General features: G+C 68.7%; 16 protein-coding genes. 8 read left to right on the top strand and 8 right to left on the bottom strand.

Annotation, left to right across the window (positions count from 1 at the left end; all coding sequences use genetic code 11):
• The first annotated feature begins 174 nt into the window (after positions 1-174).
• Positions 175-804, top strand: coding sequence for a hypothetical protein (locus EV648_RS42460; RefSeq protein ID WP_158293916.1), 630 nt, complete (start codon positions 175-177; stop codon positions 802-804).
• Positions 782-1,492: a DedA family protein gene (locus EV648_RS06640; protein ID WP_158293915.1), complete on the top strand. Its 711-nt coding sequence runs from the start codon at positions 782-784 to the stop codon at positions 1,490-1,492. Before EV648_RS42460 ends, EV648_RS06640 begins: the two co-directional genes overlap by 23 nt.
• An 85-nt stretch (positions 1,493-1,577) precedes the next feature.
• Here the strand turns inward: EV648_RS06640 and EV648_RS06635 are convergent, their stop codons facing one another.
• The 4 genes from EV648_RS06635 to EV648_RS06620 form a co-directional block, all read right to left on the bottom strand.
• Positions 1,578-2,441, bottom strand: coding sequence for an aldo/keto reductase (locus EV648_RS06635; RefSeq protein ID WP_132286193.1), 864 nt, complete (start codon positions 2,439-2,441; stop codon positions 1,578-1,580).
• Positions 2,442-2,492: 51 nt separating this feature from the next.
• Positions 2,493-2,747 (bottom strand): hypothetical protein, encoded by a 255-nt coding sequence (locus EV648_RS06630; protein WP_132286190.1) that lies wholly within the window; start codon positions 2,745-2,747, stop codon positions 2,493-2,495.
• A 268-nt stretch (positions 2,748-3,015) separates the two neighbouring features.
• Positions 3,016-5,544: a GAF domain-containing protein gene (locus EV648_RS06625; RefSeq protein ID WP_132286187.1), complete on the bottom strand. Its 2,529-nt coding sequence runs from the start codon at positions 5,542-5,544 to the stop codon at positions 3,016-3,018.
• 235 nt (positions 5,545-5,779) lie between these two features.
• Positions 5,780-6,463: a DNA-3-methyladenine glycosylase gene (locus EV648_RS06620; RefSeq protein ID WP_132286184.1), complete on the bottom strand. Its 684-nt coding sequence runs from the start codon at positions 6,461-6,463 to the stop codon at positions 5,780-5,782.
• A gap of 121 nt (positions 6,464-6,584) precedes the next feature.
• Between EV648_RS06620 and EV648_RS06615 the strand changes: the two genes are divergently transcribed.
• Together EV648_RS06615 and EV648_RS06610 are read left to right on the top strand one after the other, a co-directional pair.
• Entirely contained in the window at positions 6,585-7,712 is a 1,128-nt protein-coding gene (locus EV648_RS06615; protein ID WP_132286181.1) for an alkaline phosphatase family protein, read from the top strand.
• A 10-nt stretch (positions 7,713-7,722) separates the two neighbouring features.
• Positions 7,723-9,354: an ATP-dependent DNA helicase RecQ gene (locus tag EV648_RS06610; RefSeq protein WP_199234452.1), complete on the top strand. Its 1,632-nt coding sequence runs from the start codon at positions 7,723-7,725 to the stop codon at positions 9,352-9,354.
• 16 nt (positions 9,355-9,370) lie between these two features.
• Here the strand turns inward: EV648_RS06610 and EV648_RS06605 are convergent, their stop codons facing one another.
• A complete protein-coding gene (locus EV648_RS06605; RefSeq protein ID WP_132286178.1) occupies positions 9,371-10,282 on the bottom strand; it encodes an SDR family oxidoreductase in 912 nt (303 codons plus the stop codon).
• Positions 10,283-10,372: 90 nt separating this feature from the next.
• Here EV648_RS06605 and EV648_RS06600 point away from each other — a divergent pair, with 90 nt between their 5' ends.
• From EV648_RS06600 to EV648_RS06585, 4 genes are all read left to right on the top strand, one after another.
• The gene (locus tag EV648_RS06600; RefSeq protein ID WP_132286175.1) at positions 10,373-10,933 is read left to right on the top strand and encodes a TetR family transcriptional regulator; all 561 of its coding nucleotides are present in this window, start codon (positions 10,373-10,375) and stop codon (positions 10,931-10,933) included.
• A gap of 148 nt (positions 10,934-11,081) precedes the next feature.
• Positions 11,082-12,062: an ABC transporter ATP-binding protein gene (locus tag EV648_RS06595; protein WP_241994936.1), complete on the top strand. Its 981-nt coding sequence runs from the start codon at positions 11,082-11,084 to the stop codon at positions 12,060-12,062.
• A complete protein-coding gene (locus EV648_RS06590) occupies positions 12,059-13,417 on the top strand; it encodes an ABC transporter permease (RefSeq protein ID WP_132286172.1) in 1,359 nt (452 codons plus the stop codon). The genes EV648_RS06595 and EV648_RS06590 overlap by 4 nt, the downstream gene beginning before the upstream one ends.
• Before the next feature lie 3 nt (positions 13,418-13,420).
• Complete coding sequence (locus tag EV648_RS06585) at positions 13,421-16,183, top strand: alkaline phosphatase family protein (RefSeq protein WP_132286169.1); 2,763 nt, start codon at positions 13,421-13,423, stop codon at positions 16,181-16,183.
• A gap of 71 nt (positions 16,184-16,254) precedes the next feature.
• Here EV648_RS06585 and EV648_RS06580 read toward each other — a convergent pair whose 3' ends face one another.
• From EV648_RS06580 to EV648_RS06570, 3 genes are all read right to left on the bottom strand, one after another.
• Complete coding sequence (locus EV648_RS06580; protein ID WP_132286166.1) at positions 16,255-16,566, bottom strand: hypothetical protein; 312 nt, start codon at positions 16,564-16,566, stop codon at positions 16,255-16,257.
• A gap of 67 nt (positions 16,567-16,633) precedes the next feature.
• A complete protein-coding gene (gene ftsH, locus EV648_RS06575; RefSeq protein ID WP_132286163.1) occupies positions 16,634-18,595 on the bottom strand; it encodes an ATP-dependent zinc metalloprotease FtsH in 1,962 nt (653 codons plus the stop codon).
• Between the two features lie 102 nt (positions 18,596-18,697).
• On the bottom strand, positions 18,698-19,357 hold the full coding sequence (locus EV648_RS06570; RefSeq protein ID WP_132286160.1) for a Bax inhibitor-1 family protein: 660 nt from the start codon (positions 19,355-19,357) through the stop codon (positions 18,698-18,700).
• Positions 19,358-19,586 lie beyond the last annotated feature (229 nt).

Below are 19,586 nucleotides of genomic sequence, written 5' to 3'. Positions count from 1 at the left end.
CCCTCGGCGCCGGGTCCGCCGCTCCACCACCTGCTTCCCCGAGCCTGGGACGGCACGGTCGGGACGATGAGACTTCGAGAGGTGCGAGCTGCATGGTGAAGATGATGCTGGAGGCAACGGCCGCGGCGCCGGCCCTCGATCGCGGGGCAGTTGGCTCCCCCCGCGGAGATTGAGATGAGCTTGGGCGTCTACCGCCTCGTTGCGGCGTACAGGCTCTTGTGGGGCGCGTTGTCCGGCTTGGTCGGTGTACTGGGCTTCGTGGCGGGAGTGTTCCTCGTGCCGGCCGGCGGGATGCTTCCCCTACTCTTCGTCGCCACCCTCATCGGAGTGTCCGTGGCCGGCACTGCTTGGTCGCACACGGCCGCGTCCGCGATCTCGGCCAGATCGGGGAGATCTGCTGTCATCGCCGTCGCGGTGATCTCAGCGATCGTCGCGTTCGCAGGCGATGTCGTCCTCCTGGGCGCCGCTGCTCCAGGTTTGGTGGTGGTCCTCGGTGTCACGTCACCAGCCGCGATGCGCTGGTGTGGTCGCCGGCTGGGGCACATTCCAGGCAGGCACCACGGCAGCCTCACTACGGCGGAGTTGTGCCGGCAGTGGCAGGACAGCTACAAGACCCTCCGGGACGCGACCACGGCGGCCGCTCGACTGCGCATCGTCGAAGCCCGGCAGCTCTATCTGGACGAGCTCGAACGACGCGACCCCGTCGGGCTCAAAACCTGGCTGGGAGAGAGCGCCAGCGCCGCAGGCGATCCCAGCCGATTCCTGGCCAGGGATGGCGAGGATGCCCCTCCGGTCGACGGATGACGTCGTCGCCGTTGGTGGCCTCGGCCACGACCACCATGCCCTCGCGCAGCCGGTGTCGGCTGCGGAGCACCTGACGATGCTCGGATTCCTGCAGCAACTCGGCGGACAGCTCGGGGCGTGGTTCTACGTCATCGCCGGCGGTCTCGCCTTTGCCGAGGCCGCGGTGATGGTCGGGCTGGTGCTCCCCGGCGAGACGGCGCTGGTGGTGGCCGGATTCGCTGCCCACCAGGGCTGGATCGCCCTGTGGCCGATGGTGGCGGTCGCGGTCGGCTCGGCTGCTCTCGGCGACAGCCTGGGCTACGAGGTCGGTCGCCGACTTGGCCCGAGGTTGCGCGCGTCCCGGCTGGGTGGCCGGGTCGGCGACGATCGGTGGCGGCGAGCCGATGACTTCCTTCGCCGGTACGGCGGACGGGCGGTACTGCTCGGCCGATTCACCGCGGGCCTGCGAGCACTGATGCCGGGCATGGCAGGCATGGCCCGGATGCCGTACCTGCGCAAGTTCCTGCCGTGGAATGTTGCCGGCGCCGTGGCCTGGGGTGCGGGCTGCGTACTGCTCGGCTACGCCTTCTCTGCCTCCCTGGCAGCGTTGGCTCGCGCTCTCACCTATGCGCCGCTGGTCCTGATCGCCTTGGCTGCGGCCGTCCTCGTCCTTCTCCGCATCCGGAAGAAGCGCCGCCAGGTCCGCTGACGACCGCGATTTACCGCCAGCCGGTACGGCGAATGGCCGCTCGCCGTGACACCGCACACCGATCCAACCCTCGGTTCGCTGTGACTCAGGCGGCGTCGCCGGTCACGGAGGCGACCTCGGCCGGGGTCAGCTTGATCGACACGGCGGCGAGGTTGTCCTCCAGGTGTGACACCGATCCGGTGCCCGGGATCGGCAGGATGGACGGCGACCGCGCCAGCAGCCACGCGAGCACGATCTGGCGGGGCTGAGCGCTGTAACGCTGGGCCAGCGCCTGCACGGGCTGGTTGTTGTCGAGATCCTGGATCGGCGCCCAGGGCAGGAACACGAGCTGCTCCTGCTCGCAGAGGTCGGCCAGCGACTCCGACTGGCGGTCGTCGACGTTGTAGCGGTTCTGGATCGATGCGATCGGGGTCAGTCGCTGTGCGCGCCGCAGCTGGTCCTCGGTGACGTTGGACAGCCCGATGTGCCGGATCTTGCCCTGTTCCTTGAGGGTCACGAGAGCACCGATCGAGTCCTCCAGTGGCACGTCCGGGTCGGGCCGGTGGAACTGGTAGAGCGGAATCTGTTCGAGCTTGAGTCGGCGCAGACTTCCCTCGCAGGCCTCGATCAGGTGCTCCGGCCGGCCGTTGGTGGGCCATTGTCCCGGCCCGGTGCGCTCGAGGCCGCCCTTGGTCGCGATCACCAGGTCGTCCGGGTACGGGTAGAGGGTCTCGCCGATGAGCTCCTCGCTGACGTGAGGCCCGTAGGAGTCGGCGGTGTCGATGAAGTTGACGCCGCGCTCGACCGCTCGGCGCAGTACCGCCTTCGCCTCGTCGCGGTCGCTGGGCGGACCCCAGATCCCGGCACCGGTGATCCGCATGGCACCGAAGCCGAGCCGGTTGACCGTCAGGTCTCCGCCCAGATCGATCGTGCCGGCCATTCCGGCGTCCACGGATTCTGACTCAGACATGGATCATCACTCCTTTGATTACGGCGCTGTCCGTTTCCGTGCTCGTCCAGATCATCGGGTCGCCTCCTGATAGGGGATGCCGAACGGTGCGAACACCTCGTACAGCTGGCGGTCGCTCTCCTCGTCGTACCTCACCGTGTAGACGCCGGCCCGGCGGAGTTGCCCGATGGTCAACGCGACGCCTGCCTTGCGGGCGATGTGCATCTCCACGGCCGTGTGCATCGCCACGACGGACGGCAGCTCCGACGCCTGTCGAGCGGACTGCCAGATCCTCAGCCAGACGGGCCTGGTCGTTGCCTCAGGCATCATCGAAGGCCACCGTCGGCGATGTCCGGATAACTGGGCGAGGGCGAAGCTGATCCCGTTGACCAAGGTTGCAGTCCGTTGTCCACACTGACCAGCATCGGCGGTCCGGTGTCCGGTCGGCATTACCACCAGCCGCCATTCGCAGTGCTGGCCAGGAGGGGGGTCCGCACCCCTGCTAGCTGGTGCACAATGAGCGATCTGACCGACCTCATTCCGCCTTCTGCAGTCCTGTCAGCGCGGCCGGCCACCGGCGGCATGACATCGAGGGCTATCGGCTCACGATCGGGAGTTCTACGCGCAGCGACGTGCCCCTGGTGGGTGGGCTCGCGATGCCGATCGTGCCGCCGAGCGCCGTGACACGGTCTGTCAGCCCGGTCAGCCCCGATCCCCGCGCTGGATCCGCTCCACCCACGCCATCGTCACCGATCGTCAGCCGCAGGATGCCGTCGTCCACCTGGGCACTGACCTCGACTGCCGAGGCCCGCGCGTGCTTCGCGGCATTGGTGAGCGCTTCGGAGACGACGTAGAACGCCGCGACCTCGACGTGGTCTCCGAGCCGCTCGTCAATCGCCAGGTCGAGCTGCACCGGCACCGCCGACCGCCGGGCAAGCGCCTTCAGAGCCGGCGTCAGACCACCCTCGGACAGGATCGCCGGGTGAATGCCGCGCGACAGATCCCGCAGTTCGTCGAGGGCGCCCACAAGCCCCTGGTTGATCCGCGCCAGCTGTGCGGCGAGCAGGTCGTTGTCGGAGGGTGTGATCGCCTCCGCGCCCTGCAGGTCCAGTGCAAGCGAGACCAGGCGTTGCTGCACGCCGTCGTGGAGGTCGCGCTCGAAGCGCCTGCGGGCGTCGTCCGCTGCCGCGACCAGGCGCGCGCGGGAGGCGATCAGCTCAGCGCGGCTGTCGGCGTTCGCGATGGCGGTGTCGACCAACTGGGCGAAGAGAGCCATCCGTTGCTCGGTGTCGGCCGGCGGCGAGTGCTCCCAGTTCCAGCCCGCCGAGACGACTCCCCAGAGCCGGCCGTCCACGACGATCGGCGCTCCGACGGCCACCCGCAGGCCTGCGGCGCGGGCCAGTTCGGCGATCATTCCGCGCGCTCCCTCGTAGTTCTCCATCCGGGCGGAACGCCCGGACCGCCGCACCACCGCCTCCACGCTGTCACCCTCGTGGCTGATCCGCACACCTGGCGGCACCTCCTCAGCGCTCGAGCCGCGATGCGCAAGGACGGTGAGTTCGATGCCGGGCTCGTAGCGACACACCAGGAGGTGATCGGCGTCCAGCAGGCTCCCCATCTCCCCGGCCACGGCGTCGAAGACCACGGGGGGCGCCGCGCCTTCGGCGACGAGCGTCGCCACCCTTCGCAGCGCTGCCTGCTCCTCGGCCAGCCGCGCTACCTCCGCGCGTGCCTCGGTGTTGGCGATGGCCGTGGCCACCAGGTCCGCGAACTGCGCGATCCGCGCCTCGGTCTCCGGCGGGAGCGGCTCGGGTTCGGGCCTCGCCACGACGATCGCGCCCCATCGACGCTCACCGACCACGACCGGACAGCCGACCGCCGAGCCGATTCCCCGCTCACGCGCGCCGGCAGCGACAGCACCGGGGGCTGAGGAGTAGTCGTCGATCCGGCGTGCCCGTCCCTCCCGGAGCACCAGCGCCGCGACGCCGTCGCCGTCGACCGGTAGCCGGGTGCCGACCCGGTAGCGGGCGGCCATGCCGACGCCACCGACAGCGACCACGTTCGCGGTCCCGTCGCCTTCGTCATGGAGCAGCGCGCAGTCGACCTCGCCGAACACCCCCGCCGCTTCTTCGGCGACCTTGGCGAACACCTCCGTCGGCGACGACTCCTTGGCAACGAGCGTCGCCACCCGCCGCAGCGCGGCCTGTTCGTCGGCCAGCAGACGGAGATCCTGGTGCGCCTGGGCGTTGGAGATCGCGGTCGCCACCAGTTCCGTGAAGGCAGCGATGTGCTCCTCGCTGCCGACCGGCAACCCATCCGGCCGGGTCGTAGCGGCCACCACGGCGCCCCACAGCCGACCGTCGACGGTGATCGGCGCGCCTACCCCCGACCGGGCACCGAGCTGCGCAAAGCAGTGTGCGATCGAACCCTCCGTGCCCTCGAACCGCTCCGTGCGCACCGGCCGGCCGGTCTCCACCACCATCGCCGCCGCGCCGGCACCCTCCAATCGCAACCGTGCAGCATGGGGAAACTCCGCGCCCGGCACGCTCCACAGTCCGACGACGGTGCCGGTGCGATCCGACTCGTACCGGAGCACGACCGTGACCTCCGCGTCGTACAAGTGGCCGATCTCCGCGGCCACGAAGCCGAATGTCTCGGCCGGTGCCGCTCCGCGGGCGACCAGCGTCGCAACGCGCCGAAGGCCGGCCTGCTCGTCAGCGATCTCACCTCGGGCACGCTCCGCAGCGGCCGCGCGGCGAGCCGCATGTGCCGCCAGGCCGCCCAACAGGACTGATACCGCCAGGTAGACGACCAGATCCAGCAAGTTGACGGAATCCGGGAACTCGAGCGGGTGCGTCGGGGGCAGGTAGAACCAGTCGAAGGCGAGCATGCCCGCCATCCCCACCGGGACCGCGTAGGCGATACTCGCGAACCGGGCGATCGCGATCACGACGAGCAGGTAGACAATGCCCAGGAGGCCGGCGACGACGGGAGCGTCGACACCCGCGAGAACCAACGCCGACAGGGTGAAGGTCCCGGCGCCCGCTGCGAACGACAGCGCGATCTCCGCCGCGAGCGGGAGACGGCGGGCCCGCTCCCATCCGGCCGCCAATTGAGGCTCCACCCGCAGCAGACTGCCGCCATCTGGGCAAGCACGCAATGCCCGGCCGATCTGCTCCCAGCGCCGATGTCGCTGTAGTTGCCTCGGTCAAGGATGTTCATCGCCGCCGGCGTGGGCGCCGCAGCGGTGGCGCCGGCATCATCAGGAGGTCGAAGTGCACGTCGCTGATGGTCGAGGACGGGCACCGATCGCCTCTCCTGACTCCGGCGGCAAGACCCGGTTCCGAAGCAGCACGCCGCTAGGCCGGTCTGGAGGTTTCCTTCCATTGCCAGAGGTAGAGGCAGGCGAGTGTGCGGTGGGGGCGCCAGGGTTCTGCGATCCGTTCTACCTCGGTGGGGCGTGGCAGGCCGGGGAGGCCGTACTGTCGCTCGACTGCACGGCGGATCTCGAGGTCGCCGGAGGCCAGGACGTCGGGGCGGTTCAGGTGGAAGATCAGGAAGATGTCGGCGGTCCAGGTGCCGATGCCCTTCACCGCGACGAGCTGTGCGACCACTTCCTCGTCTGGTAGCAAGTGCACGCGTTCGAGGTCGAGTTCACCGCTGACGATGTGTTCGGCCAGCGAGCGGAGGGAGGCCGTCTTGGCTTTCGAGAGCCCGGCGGCCAGCCGCAGCTCGTCGGGATCCGCCGCAAGGATCTCCTCCGGCGTCGGGGGATTGCCGCCGAAGCGCTCCCGCAGTCGCTGGTAGATCGCGCGCGAGGCGAGGTTCGAGATGTTCTGGCTGACGATGGCGCGCAAGAGGACGCCGTAGTGGTCGGTCGGCATGTTCGGATCGGCCGGGAGCGCCGGGTCGGGGGCCGTCGTCACCGGGCCGCCGTTGTCTTCGATGACCTGGTCGATGATCGCGCCCAGCACGGCGTCGGCCTGGCGCAGGTGCTCCTCCGGGGCGACCCGCTCACCCGCTGATGTCATTCCACTGGTCATGGAAGCCTCCTAGGCCGGGTAGCCAAAGTTACTCTCGCAGGTACGGCTGGTCTCGCCGGCAAAGCGAGCTGAGCGAGCAATGGGATGGCGGTGGCCTATCAAGATCTCCGAAGAACGACCGATGACACTGGCTGACGTCGGGCCGTCCGTGCTGGCCGCGCTGGGTGTACCCGGCATGACCGATGTACTCGGTCTGCCTGCCGCGCCCAGGGTGTGCCTGCTGCTGGTCGACGGACTGGGCTGGCAGCTCCTCAGAGCGCATGCCGCCGACGCGCCGTTCCTCTCCTCGCTGGCAAAGGATTGCGAGCCGATCGTGGCGGGGTTCCCTGCGACGACAGCGACGAGCCTCGCGACGCTCGGTACCGGACGGCTGGCCGGCGAGCACGGGGTGGTGGGTTACTCGTTCGCCGTCGACGGTGAACTCCTCAACGCGCTGGGCTGGCACCGGCAGGCTGAAGGACGTCCGATCGACCTCCGCGATCGGCTCGTACCCGAGCAGATCCAGCCACACCGGACCATTTTCGAGCGGGCTGGTGATGCGGGGGTGCCGGTTCAGCTGGTCGTCCCGCGTGACCTCGAAGGCAGCGGACTCACCCGCGCCGTACTGCGTGGCGGACAGTTCCGGAGTGCCTACGCACTCGGCGACCTGATCAGCCAGGTACTGCGAGCTCTGCGCGAGCACGAGCGGATCCTCTGCTACGCCTACCACGCGGATCTCGACGGGCTCGGCCACGGTTACGGACCGGGGAGCGACGCGTGGTGCCACCAGTTGAGCGTCGTCGACCAGGTCGCGGCAACGATCGCGGCCGGGCTTCCGAAGGACGGCGTGCTGCTGGTCACCGCCGACCACGGAATGGTCGCCGCGGCGGACCACGACCGGGTCGACTTCGACGCGGAGCCGGAGCTGCGCTACGGCGTACGGATGCTGGGCGGTGAGGCCCGGGTCCGCCACCTCTACACCGAAGCCGGTGCGCTGGACGACGTGGTCGAAAGGTGGCGCGAGCACCTCGGCACCAGAGCCGTGGTGCTGCGTCGCGACGAGGCGATCGGCCAGGGCTGGTTCGGGCCGCGCGTCGCCGACACCGTGCGCCCACGCATCGGCGACGTCGTGGTCGCTGCGCAGGGATCGACGGTGGTGGTCCGATCGAAGCTCGAAGCCCGCCTGAGCCGCTTCGTCGGTCACCACGGCTCGCTGACCCCCGAGGAACAGCTCGTCCCACTCCTCGTAGCCTCGAACACGAACGAGTGAGGGTCGGGCGATGGCGAAGGATGATGAACGGATGCTGGGGTTCTCGGAGATCGCCGCGCTTGCTCGCGATCGGCTCGGTTTCGACGCGTTGCGCCCAGGCCAGGGCGAGTCGGTACGGGCGGTGCTCGAGGGTCAGGACACGCTTGCCGTCCTTGCGACCGGAACTGGCAAGACTGCGATCTATCAACTCGCCGGGTTGGCGTTGGGTGGATTGACGGTTGTGGTCAGCCCGCTGGTGGCTCTGCAACGCGATCAGTTGCGGGCGCTGTCCGAGCATCCAGCAGGTGTTGAAGTTGCCGAGTTGAACGCCAGCGACCACGCTGGGCAACGCGTGGCCCACGAGATGCTGACGCAGCGGCGTCCGGGATTCGTGCTCATGTCGCCGGAGCAGCTCACCCACGCGGCTGTACTCGAACTGCTGGCGTCGTCCCGGCCGCATCTGGTGGCCGTGGACGAGGCCCACCTGGTCAGCGAGTGGGGACAGGACTTCCGGCCTGACTATCTGCGACTGGCCGCGGCCATCCGCGCTATGGGCCGCCCGCCGATCCTCGCGCTGACTGCCACCGCGGCCCCACCGGTCCGGAAGGAGATCATCCACCGGCTCGAGATGCGCGCCCCGTCCGTGGTGGTCGGCGGGTTCGATCGGCCTAATCTCAACCTCTCGGTGTTCACGTTCGCCGACGAGGAGACCAAGGGCCGCCGCCTGCTGAGTCATGTCCGGTCCTCGCGCGGACCGGGTGTCGTCTACGTCGCGACGCATCGCCATGCCGAGGATCTGGCCGCTGAGCTCGAAACTGCAGGCGTCTCCGCACAGGCGTATCACGCGGGCCTGTCCGCCCGGCAACGCCGCGAAGTACAGGACGGTTTCCTCGCCGATCGGTACCGGGTCGTCGTCGCCACCATCGCGTTCGGGATGGGGATCGACAAGCCGGGCATCCGTTGGGTCAGCCACGCCGAAGCTCCTGGCTCGATCGATGCGTACTACCAGGAGATCGGACGTGCGGGCCGCGACGGCGAGCCGGCCGACATCGAACTGTTCTACCGCCACGCGAACCTGGGACTCAACCGGTTCTTCGCCTCAGGTGGCGTCAGTGACGAGGACCTTCTCGCCGTCGCCACCGCGATCGACGAGCACCACCCCGCGGACATCGCCGAGCTGGCCGCCACCAGCGGGCTCAGCCCGGCCAGGGTCGAACGCGCACTCGGCCGGTTGACGGATGCCAGGGTGGTCATCGTCGGGCACCGCTTCCGTCTGAAAGCGCGAACTGATGTCGAGAAGGCCGTCGCAGCCGCATCGGCGGTCGAGCACGACCGTCGCGAGGTCGCCCGCTCCAGGGTCGAGATGATGGCTGCCTACGCCGAGCACGGTGGCTGTCGGCGCGAATGGCTGCTCAACTACTTCGGAGAGCAGTACGAAGGTCCCTGCGGCAACTGCGACAACGACTTGAACGGCCACACGGCCGCACCGGCTCCCGATCAGCCGTTCCCGGTCGGCAGCCGAGTCAAGCACCCCACCTTCGGGTCCGGCCTGGTCGAGCGTTACGACGGCACCACCATGACCGTGCTGTTCGACCGCGTCGGCTACAAGGAACTCCGAACCGCCTTCATGACCTACCGCCATCTCCTCGAACCCGAAACCTGACCGGCTGCTTCACTCGTCAGTTCGCCGTGCGGAAGTAGTGCCCGTCGGCCAGGTCGGCGAGCAGTCCCAGGTGCGTCGGCTGCCAGTCGAGCAGCTCGCGAGTCCTGGTCGCTGACGTCGGGTTGTCCAGGGCAACGAACGAAGCCAGGAAGCCGACGTACTCGGCCGCCTGTTCCGCGTCGACCGAGCGAACAGGCAGCTCGAGACCCGCTCCGATGGCCTCGGCGATGCGGCGGAACTCGATCCCCTCGTCGCCGACGGCGTGCAGGCGCGTGCCGGCCGGGGCGGACTCGAGCGCGAGCCGGTACAGCCGCGCGGCGTCGAGGGTGTGGACGGACGGCCAGCGGTTGGAGCCGTCGCCGACGTACGTCGACACGCCGTGCTGCCGGGCGAAGGTGATGAGCGACGGCGCGAAGCCCTGGTGGTCGAGCGTGCTGTGGGTGATCGGCGGCAGTCGCACGACCGAGGATCGAATGCCCTTGTCCGCCAGGCCGATGACGAAGTTCTCCGCGTCGATGCGGTAGCCGCTGGGCAGGAAGTCCTCCTCCGTCCCGGTCCGGTCCAGCGAGGTGTGGGCGAGCAACCCCGTTCCCGACGTACCGACGAGTGGCTTGTCCGAGCCGGCGAGGGCGTCGGCGATCGCCCGCAGTGCGGCCAGATCGGTTTCGGCCGCGCCGGACCTGTCGCCGGCCTGCATGGCGTCGTGCCGGAACGCGAGGTGGACGACGCCGTCGGCCGCACGAGCCGCGGCATACAGGCCGTCGAGGTCATCGAGGTCGCCGCGGACAACCTCGCCGCCCCAGCCGGTGATGCGTTCGGCGGCCGCGTCGGAGCGGGCCAGGCCGACGACCGAGTGCCCGTGGTGGAGGAGTTCCGGGACGAGGGCGGAGCCGACGTGGCCGGAGGCCCCGGTGATGAAAACGCGCATGAAGCTGTTCCCTTCAGTGATGTCATTGAGTGACATCACCGATGCTACACCTCCGATGTCACTCGATGACATCAAGTAGGATCAGGCGGCATGGGGCGTTGGGAACCGGATGCGGCCGGCCGGCTGCGTGAAGCGGCGATGGCGCTGTACGCCGAGCAGGGCTTCGACGGCACGACCGTCGCCGACATCGCGGACCGGGCCGGCGTGACCGCGCGGACGTTCTTCCGCCACTTCGTGGACAAGCGCGAGGTGCTCTTCGCCGGCTCCGAGGAACTCCAGCGGCGCATGGTCGACGCCCTGACCGGCGCGCCTCGGGACGCGGAACCGATGGATGCCATCACGATCGCGCTGCTCGCGGCGGCCGAGTTGTTCGCCGACCGCCGGGACCACTCCCGGCGTCGGCAGGCCGTCATCGCGGCGACGCCCGAACTCCGCGAGCGCGAGTTCATCAAGATGGCATCGCTCGTCACGGCGTTCACCGAGGCTTTGCGGCAGCGAGGTGTCGAGCCGGACACCGCGTCGCTCGCGGCAGAGACCGGCATCGCGGTCTTCCGAGTGGCATTCGAGCGCTGGGTCACCGGACCGGAAGACGCGGACCTGGCCGACGTCATGCGAGGCACCCTCGCAGACCTCTCCGAACTCACTGCCTGACGTCCTGGGTGGGTGACCTCGCTGTGCGCCAGCGGGGTTAACAAGTGTTCACCTTCGGGTCACCCGCTGGGTACTGACCCGGCGGGAAGTTGGTGACAACGTTGCCAGGCAGCCCGCCACATTGTTCCGCCCCTTCGGAGTGCGCTTGATGAAGAAAAGTCTGCCCGCGACCTCGGTCGCAGGCCTCGGTCGGATGGACGAATCCGTCGCCGTCAGGGCTCGTGGAGTCGTCAAGTCCTTCGGCGAGGTGATCGCGCTCGACGGCATCGAACTGGACGTGCCGCAAGGGCAGATCCACGGGTTGGTCGGACCGAACGGCGCAGGAAAGACGACCCTGCTCGGGCTGCTGCTGGGTCTGGCTGTCGCCGACAGTGGCACCCTCGAGATCCTGGGTACGCCGGTCGGGCGCGCGCTCGCCGCTCCCGACGGTGTGACGGGTTTCGTCGACGGTCCCGGCCTGTACCCCTCGCTCACGGCCAGGCAGAACCTCGCCGCGCTGGCGGCGTTGCGTGGTCGCGAAGCGCGGACGGCGGGGATCGACGATGTGCTCGGTGAGGTCGGGCTCACCGATGTCGCCGACGATCGGGTCCGCGGCTTCTCCCTCGGCATGCGCCAACGCCTCGGGCTCGCCGCGGCCCTACTCACCAAGCCCCGGTTGCTGGTGCTCGACGAACCGTCCAACGGGCTCGATCCGGCCGGCAAGAAGCACGTCCACGGCGTCCTCACCCGGCTCGCGGCCGACGGAACCTCCGTGGTGCTCTCCAGCCACCGGATGGACGACCTCGAGGCGCTGTGCTCCGAGGTCACCATCCTCGCCACCGGGCGGGTCGTCTTCTCCGGCCCGCTGAGCAAGTTGGCCGCCGAGACCGATGAGCTCGGCTACCGGCTCCTCACCTCCGACCCAGAGGCCGCCCGCCGGGTGGCGGGCGAAACGGCCGGAGTACGCGTCGCCGACGACATCGGTCAGAACGCCGCGGTGTTCGTGGTGCACGCGATGGTGCCGGCCCTCGACGAATTGGTGGTGCGGCTGGTGCAGGCGGGCATCGCGGTGCGCGAGCTCGCACCCGTGGTGTCGCCGCTCGAAGCCGCGTTCCTCGCCCTCACCGAGCAGCAGGAGTCGAACCGATGACCGCGACCGTCGCCGTTACTGACGTTCCCACTGCCGGCCGGGTGTCGGTCGCGCGCGGGTACCGCTTCGAGCTGGTCAAGATGATCTCGCAGTGGCGGGTCCGCTTGCTGGTTCTCGTCTGCTGGATCGCGCCGGCGCTGTTCGTCGCCGCGGTGAGTCAACAGGGCTCGCTCCCCGTCGACACCCTCTTCGGTCGCTGGATGCACGCCACGGCCTGGGCCGGACCGGTGGTGGTGCTCGGGTTCTCGGGCACCTGGGCGCTTCCACTGCTGACCTCGTTGGTCGCCGGTGACGCGTTCGCCTCCGAGGATCGGCTCGGCACCTGGCGCCACCTGCTGGTGGCGGTCCGGTCGCCCCGCCGGATCTTCGCGGCGAAGGCACTGGCCAGCCTCACCGTCATCGTGCTGCTCGTGGCCGGACTGGCGATCTCCAGCACGGTCGGTGGGCTCATTGCGATCGGCAACCATCCGCTGATCGGCCTCGACGGCCACCTGCTGACACCGGCGGACGCCGCGGGCAAGGTCCTGCTCGCCTGGGTCTGCGTCCTCGCCCCGACTCTGGCCCTCGCCGCCATCGGACTGCTCGGGTCCGTCGCGCTGGGGCGGTCACCGATGGGACTCCTGCTGCCCGCGATCGTCGCGCTCACGATGCAGCTCGCCCAGATGCTGCCGATACCGGTCGCCGTACGCCTCGCTCTGCCCGGCTACGCCTTCACCGCGTGGAGCGGTTTGTTCACCAGCCCGGCGCAGCTCGGCCCGCTCCTGATCGGTATCGGGGTGAGCCTGGTCTGGGCCGTGGCCGCGACAGCCTTGGCCTACCGGTTGTTCGTGCGGCGCGACTTCACCAACCTGACTGATGACGGCGCGGGCCGGCGTGCGCTCACTGGCGGTCTCCTGCCGCTGGTCGTACTGCTCGGCGTCTCCATCGGTGTCGTCACCCCGGCGACCGGGGCCACCGGCTCCGGGATCGAGCAGGAGAAGGTGCAGCAGTCGGTCGCCACGGCCTTCGCCCACCTCTACCGCCTGCAGACCAAGCAGCTCAACCGGCCCGACGTCACCGAGGCGCAGTTGAAGGCCACGGCGGCGTGCACGAAGGGCGGCGACCAGGTCGCCGCCCAGGGCGCAGGTAACGACTGGCGCTGCGTCGTGACCTGGCATCTCCCTGACGTCGAGGCCGCGGGGACGGCCGTCTACCAGCTCGACGTCACCCCTGACGGGCGGTACGTCGCCGACGGCGACGGACCGAAGGAAGTGAACGGCTTCTTCCTGGTGCGCACGCCGCAAGGCGACGCACCGAACCCGCTTTGGCAGTTCGACGCCAAGCTCGAACTGCTCTCCGCCACTCCGAAGGAGTAATCCATGCAGGTAACACGCCGCCGCCGGCGTGACGAGGAGGGCCAATCAGGCCTGCTCGGCCGACGCATCGGACGCCGCGTATCACGGATCACAGCAGGTACCACCGCTGTCGCCGTGGTAGCCACCGGCTCCGGAATCGCATTCGCCTCGACGCGCATGTTCGGGACCGACCAGGTCGGACAGACCACTGACAAGGGTCTGGTCGTCTCCGGCGACCAGTACGTCAACCCGATCGGTCAGCGCCTCGTCATCAACAACGGCAAGATCATGTCGTCCTCGCTCAGCCCGGACGGCACCCACGTAGCGGCCTCGGTCACCGACGGTGGGATGGCACTGGGCATCGTCGACCTGAAGACCTGGAAGGTGCAGCAGCTGGTCGGCAACAACGCCGCCGCGAATCTGCGCATCCCTGGCAACGACATCGGCCAGGAAGGCCCGACGTACTCACCCGACGGTTCGCAGCTGTGGCTGGGCCAGACCGACGGTTACCGCAGGTTCACCGTGAACCCGGACGGCACCGTCGCCAACCCGACCTTCGTCTCGATCGCGGCGGACGGGCCCAAGCACGCGCTGGTGGGTGAGGCGGTGTTCTCGCCCGACGGCTCCACCGTGTACTCCGCGGTCAACGGCCAGAACCGCGTCGTCGCCATCAACGCGGCGACCGGCGCCATCCAGCAGAGCTGGACCGTGGGCAACGCCCCGCGCGACCTGATCAAGGTCGGCGACAAGCTCTATGTCAGCAACGAGGGCGGGCGTCCGGCGAAGCCGGGCGACACCACGATGAACTCGTACAACACCCAGGTCCCGGCCAACCCGTCGACCGGTGCCACCACCACCGGCACGGTCAGCGTCATCGACCTGGCGAACTCCGCCGCCGCCGTCACGAGCATCGACGTCGGGCTGCACCCGACCGCTCTGTACGCGAAGAACGGCGCGCTGTTCGTCACGAACACGGCGACCAACGACGTCTCCGTCATCGACACCGCCAAGAACAAGGTCGTCCAGACCATCGCCACCCGCCCGTGGCCGGAGGCGTCGGTGGGCTACGAGCCCGACGGGGTGACGCTGACGGATGACGGTCACCTGCTGGTGACGCTCGGCCGCGCGAACGCGGTCGCCGTCTACCGCTACCAGAACCCGCTGGAGCCGGTCAGCTATGTCGGCCTGCTGCCGACGGACTACTTCCCCGCGGAGATCACCACCGTCGGCGACGACGTACTGGTGTCGAACACTCGTGGAATCGATGCCCGCCGCCCGACGACGGCCGCCGGGCACGGCACCCACGACACGACGTCGAGCCTGCAGCGGTTCAAGCTGCCGGACGACCACGCCATCCGTGCCGGCACGGCCAAGGTCTTCCAGCAGAACGGCTGGACCAAGAACTCGGTCGAGGTTGCCAAGGACAAGGGCAACAAGAAGCCGGTACCGGTCCCGCAGCGGCTCGGCGACCCGTCGACGATCAAGCACGTGTTCCTGATCGTCAAGGAGAACCGGACCTACGACCAGCTCTTCGGCGACATCTCCGAGGGCAACGGCGACCCGGCGCTGGCGCAGTACGGAGAGAACGTGACGCCGAACCAGCACGCGCTGACCAAGCAGTTCGGGCTGTACGACAACACCTACGACATCGGAACGAACTCGGCCGAGGGGCACAACTGGCTGATGCAGGCCGACAACCCGGAGTACACCGAATCCTCGGCCGGTGAGTACCTGCGCAGCTACGACACCGAGGACGACGCTCTCGGCCACCAGCGGACCGGCACCATCTGGAGCGGTGCGCAGGACGCCGGGAAGACCGTGCGCGACTTCGGTGAGTTCCAGCAGTTCCTGACCAAGCCGGCCGGCGCGAGCTGGCAGAACCTGTACTGCGACACCAAGAACATGGCGGCGACCGGCGCGAACACCGCCTACCCGCTGATCTCGTCATCGCCGATCCCGTCGCTCAACGACGTGTCGGTGCACGGCTTCCCGAAGTTCGACACCGCGGTACCGGACATCTACCGGTACGAGATCTGGAAGCAGGACTTCCAGAAGAACGGTCCGGCGAACCTGAACATGTTCTGGCTCTCCAGCGACCACACCGGTGGTCCGCCGAACGGAGCCGCCCAGGTCGCCGACAACGACCTCGCGGTCGGCAAGATGGTCGACACGATCTCGCACAGCAAGTACTGGAAGGACTCGGCGATCTTCGTCGTCGAGGACGACTCCCAGGCTGGTCTGGACCACATCGACGGCCACCGGGCCCCGATCCAGATCATCAGCCCCTGGGCCCAGCGCGGCGCGGTCGACAGCCACTACTACTCGCAGATCACGATGATCCGGACCATCGAGCAGATGCTCGGGATCAAGCCGATGAACCAGAAGGACAGCGCGGCCACCCCGATGGCCGGGGCGTTCACCAAGACGCCCGACTACCGGCCGTTCACCGCACTGCCCAACCGAACCTCGCTGACCGCGGGTCTGACGGCACTGCCTTCCTGCGGCGCTGACGTTCCGGCGGCCCAGAACCCGCTGGCGGCGGCTGCTCCGAAGGCGACCGTGCCTGCGGACCAGCAGGATGTCGCGGCGAAGTGGGACAGCTGGAAGTCGCAGCAGCGGCTCACCGGCCCCGACGCCAGGGCCGACTTCGCCAACCCCGCCCAGATGAACCACCTCAGCTGGTACGAGGCGCACGACTGGACCAAGCCGTACCCCGGCGAGGACAAGATCGTCGCACCGGAGAATGTGCCGGGCGCCCTCATCCCGTCAGCGGAGAACGACGGCTGACCTAGCTGGATCACAGAGGAGACCCCTGGCCGGCTCCACCGCCGGCCAGGGGCTTCTGTCTCTCCGGCCGATCAGGACTTGTCGTAGTGGCTGGGTGGGAACGGGTGTCGTTCGGTCAACGGGTAGAGCTCGCTCTCCTCCGTCTCGCGTTTGATCTCCGCCTGTTCTTCTCGGTACTCCTCTGTGTCGGTCAGATCGTCCGGCGCGGGTTCATCGGTGGCCGGTGGGACGTCATCGGGGTCGTAGTCGTCAACACCAGCCTCAACCCGCTCCTGCTCGGTGCGGCGGGCGAGATCGTCTTCGTCCGGGTGCAGCGGCATGCCGCCGTGCTCGCGCCGGTCGCGGTGAACTTCCTCCGACGTTTCGAAGGGTTCTTCAGTCATCGTTACCTCCATTGATCCGACGTCGCTGGTGGTGTGTTTTCCGAGCCTACTCGCGGCCCGCACGTGGTCAGGTCTTGGCGTTGTGGGGGACGCCGGCCGCGGCGTACACGTCTGTCTCGTCGAGTGATTCGTGCTCGAGGAGTTGTTCGGCGATGGCGTCCAGGCGATCGCGGTTCTCGCGCAGCAGTCGCCTGGCCTCCTGGTAGCACTCGTCGATCAGTCGCCGGACTTCTTCATCGACGGTGTTGAGGAGTTCCTCGGAGGCGCCGCCCAGCCGTGGGTCGCCGTCGGCAGGCAGGACGGAGACCGGGCCGACAGCCTTGGACATGCCCCAGCGGCCGACCATCGAGCGAGCGATCCTCGTCGCGCTCTCCAGGTCGCTCTCGGCGCCAGTGGTCACTACGCCGAGAACTTCCTGCTCGGCCGCCATCCCACCGAGGGCGCCGATGATGCGCCCGCGCAGGTAATCGGCGTCGTAGCCGTACCGATCCATCTCCGGCGTGGAGAGCGTGACACCGAGCGCGCGACCGCGGGGGATGATCGAGACCTTGCGGACCGGGTCGGCGCCGACCTGGATGATGCCGAGGAGAGCGTGCCCGCCTTCGTGGTAGGCCGTACGGCGACGCTCTTCCTCTCCCATCACCACGTTGCGCGCAGTACCGAGCTGGATCTTCTCCAGCGAGTCAGTGAGGTCATGCTGCCCGATCTGCGACCGGTTCTGGCGCGCGGCCGCCAGGGCTGCCTCGTTCATCAGATTGGCGAGGTCTGCGCCGGTCATGCCGGGGGTGGATCGCGAGAGCGCGGCCAGGTCGACGTCCGGCCCGAGCGGTTTGCCCCGCGCGTGGACCCGGAGGATCTCTTCCCGGCCCTTCTGATCGGGGGCGTGGACCGTGATGGTGCGGTCGAACCGGCCGGCCCGCAGCAGGGCCGGGTCGAGCACGTCCGCGCGGTTGGTGGCGGCCAGGACGATGACGCCCTCGGTGCCGGAGAAGCCGTCCATCTCGGTGAGGATCTGGTTGAGCGTCTGCTCTCCCTCATCGTGACCACCGAACGAGCGCGCACCGCCCCGAGCGCGGCCGATGGTGTCGATCTCATCGATGAAGATGATCGCCGGCGCGACCTTTCGTGCCTCGCCGAACAGGTCGCGGACCCGGCTCGCGCCCACGCCGACGATCGCTTCGATGAACTCCGAGGCGCTGGCCGAGAAGAAGGGCACTCGCGCCTCGCCGGCGGTGGCCCTGGCGAGCAGGGTCTTGCCCGTACCGGGTGCGCCGGCGAGCAGGACACCCTTCGGAGCGCGGGCGCCGAGCCGCCGATACTTGTCGGGGTCCTTCAGATAATCGACGATCTCCGCGATCTCTGTCTTGACCTCATCGATGCCGGCGACGTCGTCGAAGGTGGTTCGGACGCTCTCGGGATCTATCGGCTTCTTCTGACCTCCACCGAGAAGGCCGCTCAGCCCGCCCGCGGCCGCACGTTGTTGCCGCCTGAACAGCCAGAGGTAGAAGCCGACCAGCAACAGGATCGGCGCGAAGGAGATCAGCAGGTTCCAGAGCACCCCTCGCTGCTGGGTGACCGGAGTGGCCCGCACGGTGGCTCCGCTCTTCTCCAACGCGCCGAACAGATCGTCCGTGGCGAACGTCGGTCGTTCAGTGGTGAATTTCGTGTACGTCGCGTCGCTCTTGCCCGGGACGGTTGCCGCGTTCTTGAGCGTGCCCTGGATGGTGTCGCCGCGGGAGAACACCTCGGCGACGTTGCCCTTCTCGACCTGGATCGTGAACTCTGTGTAGGCGACGGTCTCCGTTCCGCCCGACATCTGGTCCTGCATCGTGGTCAGCAGGAACAGCAGCAGGTAGCCGCCGGCGATGAACGCCGCGAACCGAAGCCACCGCGGCCGGCGAGGTGGTTTCCCGGCGCTCGGCGGCAGGCCTTCCGCGCGCCACGGCTGATTGCCCGGCCGCCGGCCGTCGGTGCGACCGTCGCGGCCGGGCGAGTTCTGCTGGGGCGGGGTCTGGTCCTGCTCACTCATGGTCGGCTCCGCTGATCAGTGCACGCGCGTCCGAGTTCGCGCCCTCCGCCCAACATAGGACTTCAGGGGCAACCTGTCTTTGCCCTCACCCAAGGCCACCGCTCAGGCCTCCCGGCGGGAGAAGAGCTGCAGGAAGAAGAGGAATACGTTCAGGATGTCGAGAAAGATCGACGCGGCCATCAGCGGCGCGGAGTTGATGTCCGTCGACTGCCGCAGCCGCTGGAAATCGACCATCGTCAGGCCGGCGAAGATCACCAGTCCGAGAATCGAGTAGATCAGAGCGCCGCCGGGAATCTGCACGAAGATCAGCACGATGCCGAAGACGACCAGGGCCACCAGAGCCCAGGACCCGATTCGTGCGATCGCGGTCAGGTCGCGCCGGGTGGCGTAGCCGGCTGCTCCGAAGCCTCCGATGAACAATGCGGTCGCGCCACCTGCCTGCCAGAGGGCCTGCGGATCCGCGCTGGCGTAGTACGCGAGTGTCGGTGCGGTGGCCAGACCCATCAGCAGGCCGAAGGCGGCGAGGAGTCCGACGGTCAGGTTGAGCGACTTGCGGACCGCGAACTGCATGCCGATCAGGCTGGCGAAGGCGGCGATGAACGCGACGATGCCGACTCCGCCGACGAGGTCGCGGCCCAGGTAGGCGCCGAGCGCGAACAGGCCGGCGGTGAGCGCGACGTACCACATCGTCTGCGCGAACAGGGTGTGGGTCCGGTCTCGGGCTGTCGCCCCGGCCGGCGGGTAGGCGATTGACTCGCTCATGGCATTCGGCTTCTCCTCGTGTTGGTTCGCGTTCAGCTTGGGTCACATCCAGCCTCGTCGGCTTGACCATGCGTCGAACCAGGGAAACTCCCTGGTCGATCCCGTGTGCCCGTGTAGGCCGCCGCGGCAGGTGTGCACACATCGTGACCGCCCGAGCCCGGGGATCGGCTGAGCAACGGTGCAGGCGTAGCAAGCGCTCACGAGGTGCGGTTTGGAATAAGCCGCGGGC

This window comes from Kribbella sp. VKM Ac-2568 (assembly GCF_004345365.1).
GTDB classification, from domain to species: domain Bacteria; phylum Actinomycetota; class Actinomycetes; order Propionibacteriales; family Kribbellaceae; genus Kribbella; species Kribbella orskensis.
This window is presented reverse-complemented; position numbering and strand designations above follow the sequence as displayed.

Coding starts and splice junctions, on each gene's coding strand:
- EV648_RS42460 (WP_158293916.1), top strand. CDS start 175: ATGAGCTTGGGCGTCTACCGCCTCGTTGCGGCGTACAGGCTCTTGTGG.
- EV648_RS06640 (WP_158293915.1), top strand. CDS start 782: ATGCCCCTCCGGTCGACGGATGACGTCGTCGCCGTTGGTGGCCTCGGC.
- EV648_RS06635 (WP_132286193.1), bottom strand. CDS start 2,441: ATGTCTGAGTCAGAATCCGTGGACGCCGGAATGGCCGGCACGATCGAT.
- EV648_RS06630 (WP_132286190.1), bottom strand. CDS start 2,747: ATGCCTGAGGCAACGACCAGGCCCGTCTGGCTGAGGATCTGGCAGTCC.
- EV648_RS06620 (WP_132286184.1), bottom strand. CDS start 6,463: ATGACCAGTGGAATGACATCAGCGGGTGAGCGGGTCGCCCCGGAGGAG.
- EV648_RS06615 (WP_132286181.1), top strand. CDS start 6,585: ATGACACTGGCTGACGTCGGGCCGTCCGTGCTGGCCGCGCTGGGTGTA.
- EV648_RS06610 (WP_199234452.1), top strand. CDS start 7,723: ATGGCGAAGGATGATGAACGGATGCTGGGGTTCTCGGAGATCGCCGCG.
- EV648_RS06605 (WP_132286178.1), bottom strand. CDS start 10,282: ATGCGCGTTTTCATCACCGGGGCCTCCGGCCACGTCGGCTCCGCCCTC.
- EV648_RS06600 (WP_132286175.1), top strand. CDS start 10,373: ATGGGGCGTTGGGAACCGGATGCGGCCGGCCGGCTGCGTGAAGCGGCG.
- EV648_RS06595 (WP_241994936.1), top strand. CDS start 11,082: ATGAAGAAAAGTCTGCCCGCGACCTCGGTCGCAGGCCTCGGTCGGATG.
- EV648_RS06590 (WP_132286172.1), top strand. CDS start 12,059: ATGACCGCGACCGTCGCCGTTACTGACGTTCCCACTGCCGGCCGGGTG.
- EV648_RS06585 (WP_132286169.1), top strand. CDS start 13,421: ATGCAGGTAACACGCCGCCGCCGGCGTGACGAGGAGGGCCAATCAGGC.
- EV648_RS06580 (WP_132286166.1), bottom strand. CDS start 16,566: ATGACTGAAGAACCCTTCGAAACGTCGGAGGAAGTTCACCGCGACCGG.
- ftsH (WP_132286163.1), bottom strand. CDS start 18,595: ATGAGTGAGCAGGACCAGACCCCGCCCCAGCAGAACTCGCCCGGCCGC.
- EV648_RS06570 (WP_132286160.1), bottom strand. CDS start 19,357: ATGAGCGAGTCAATCGCCTACCCGCCGGCCGGGGCGACAGCCCGAGAC.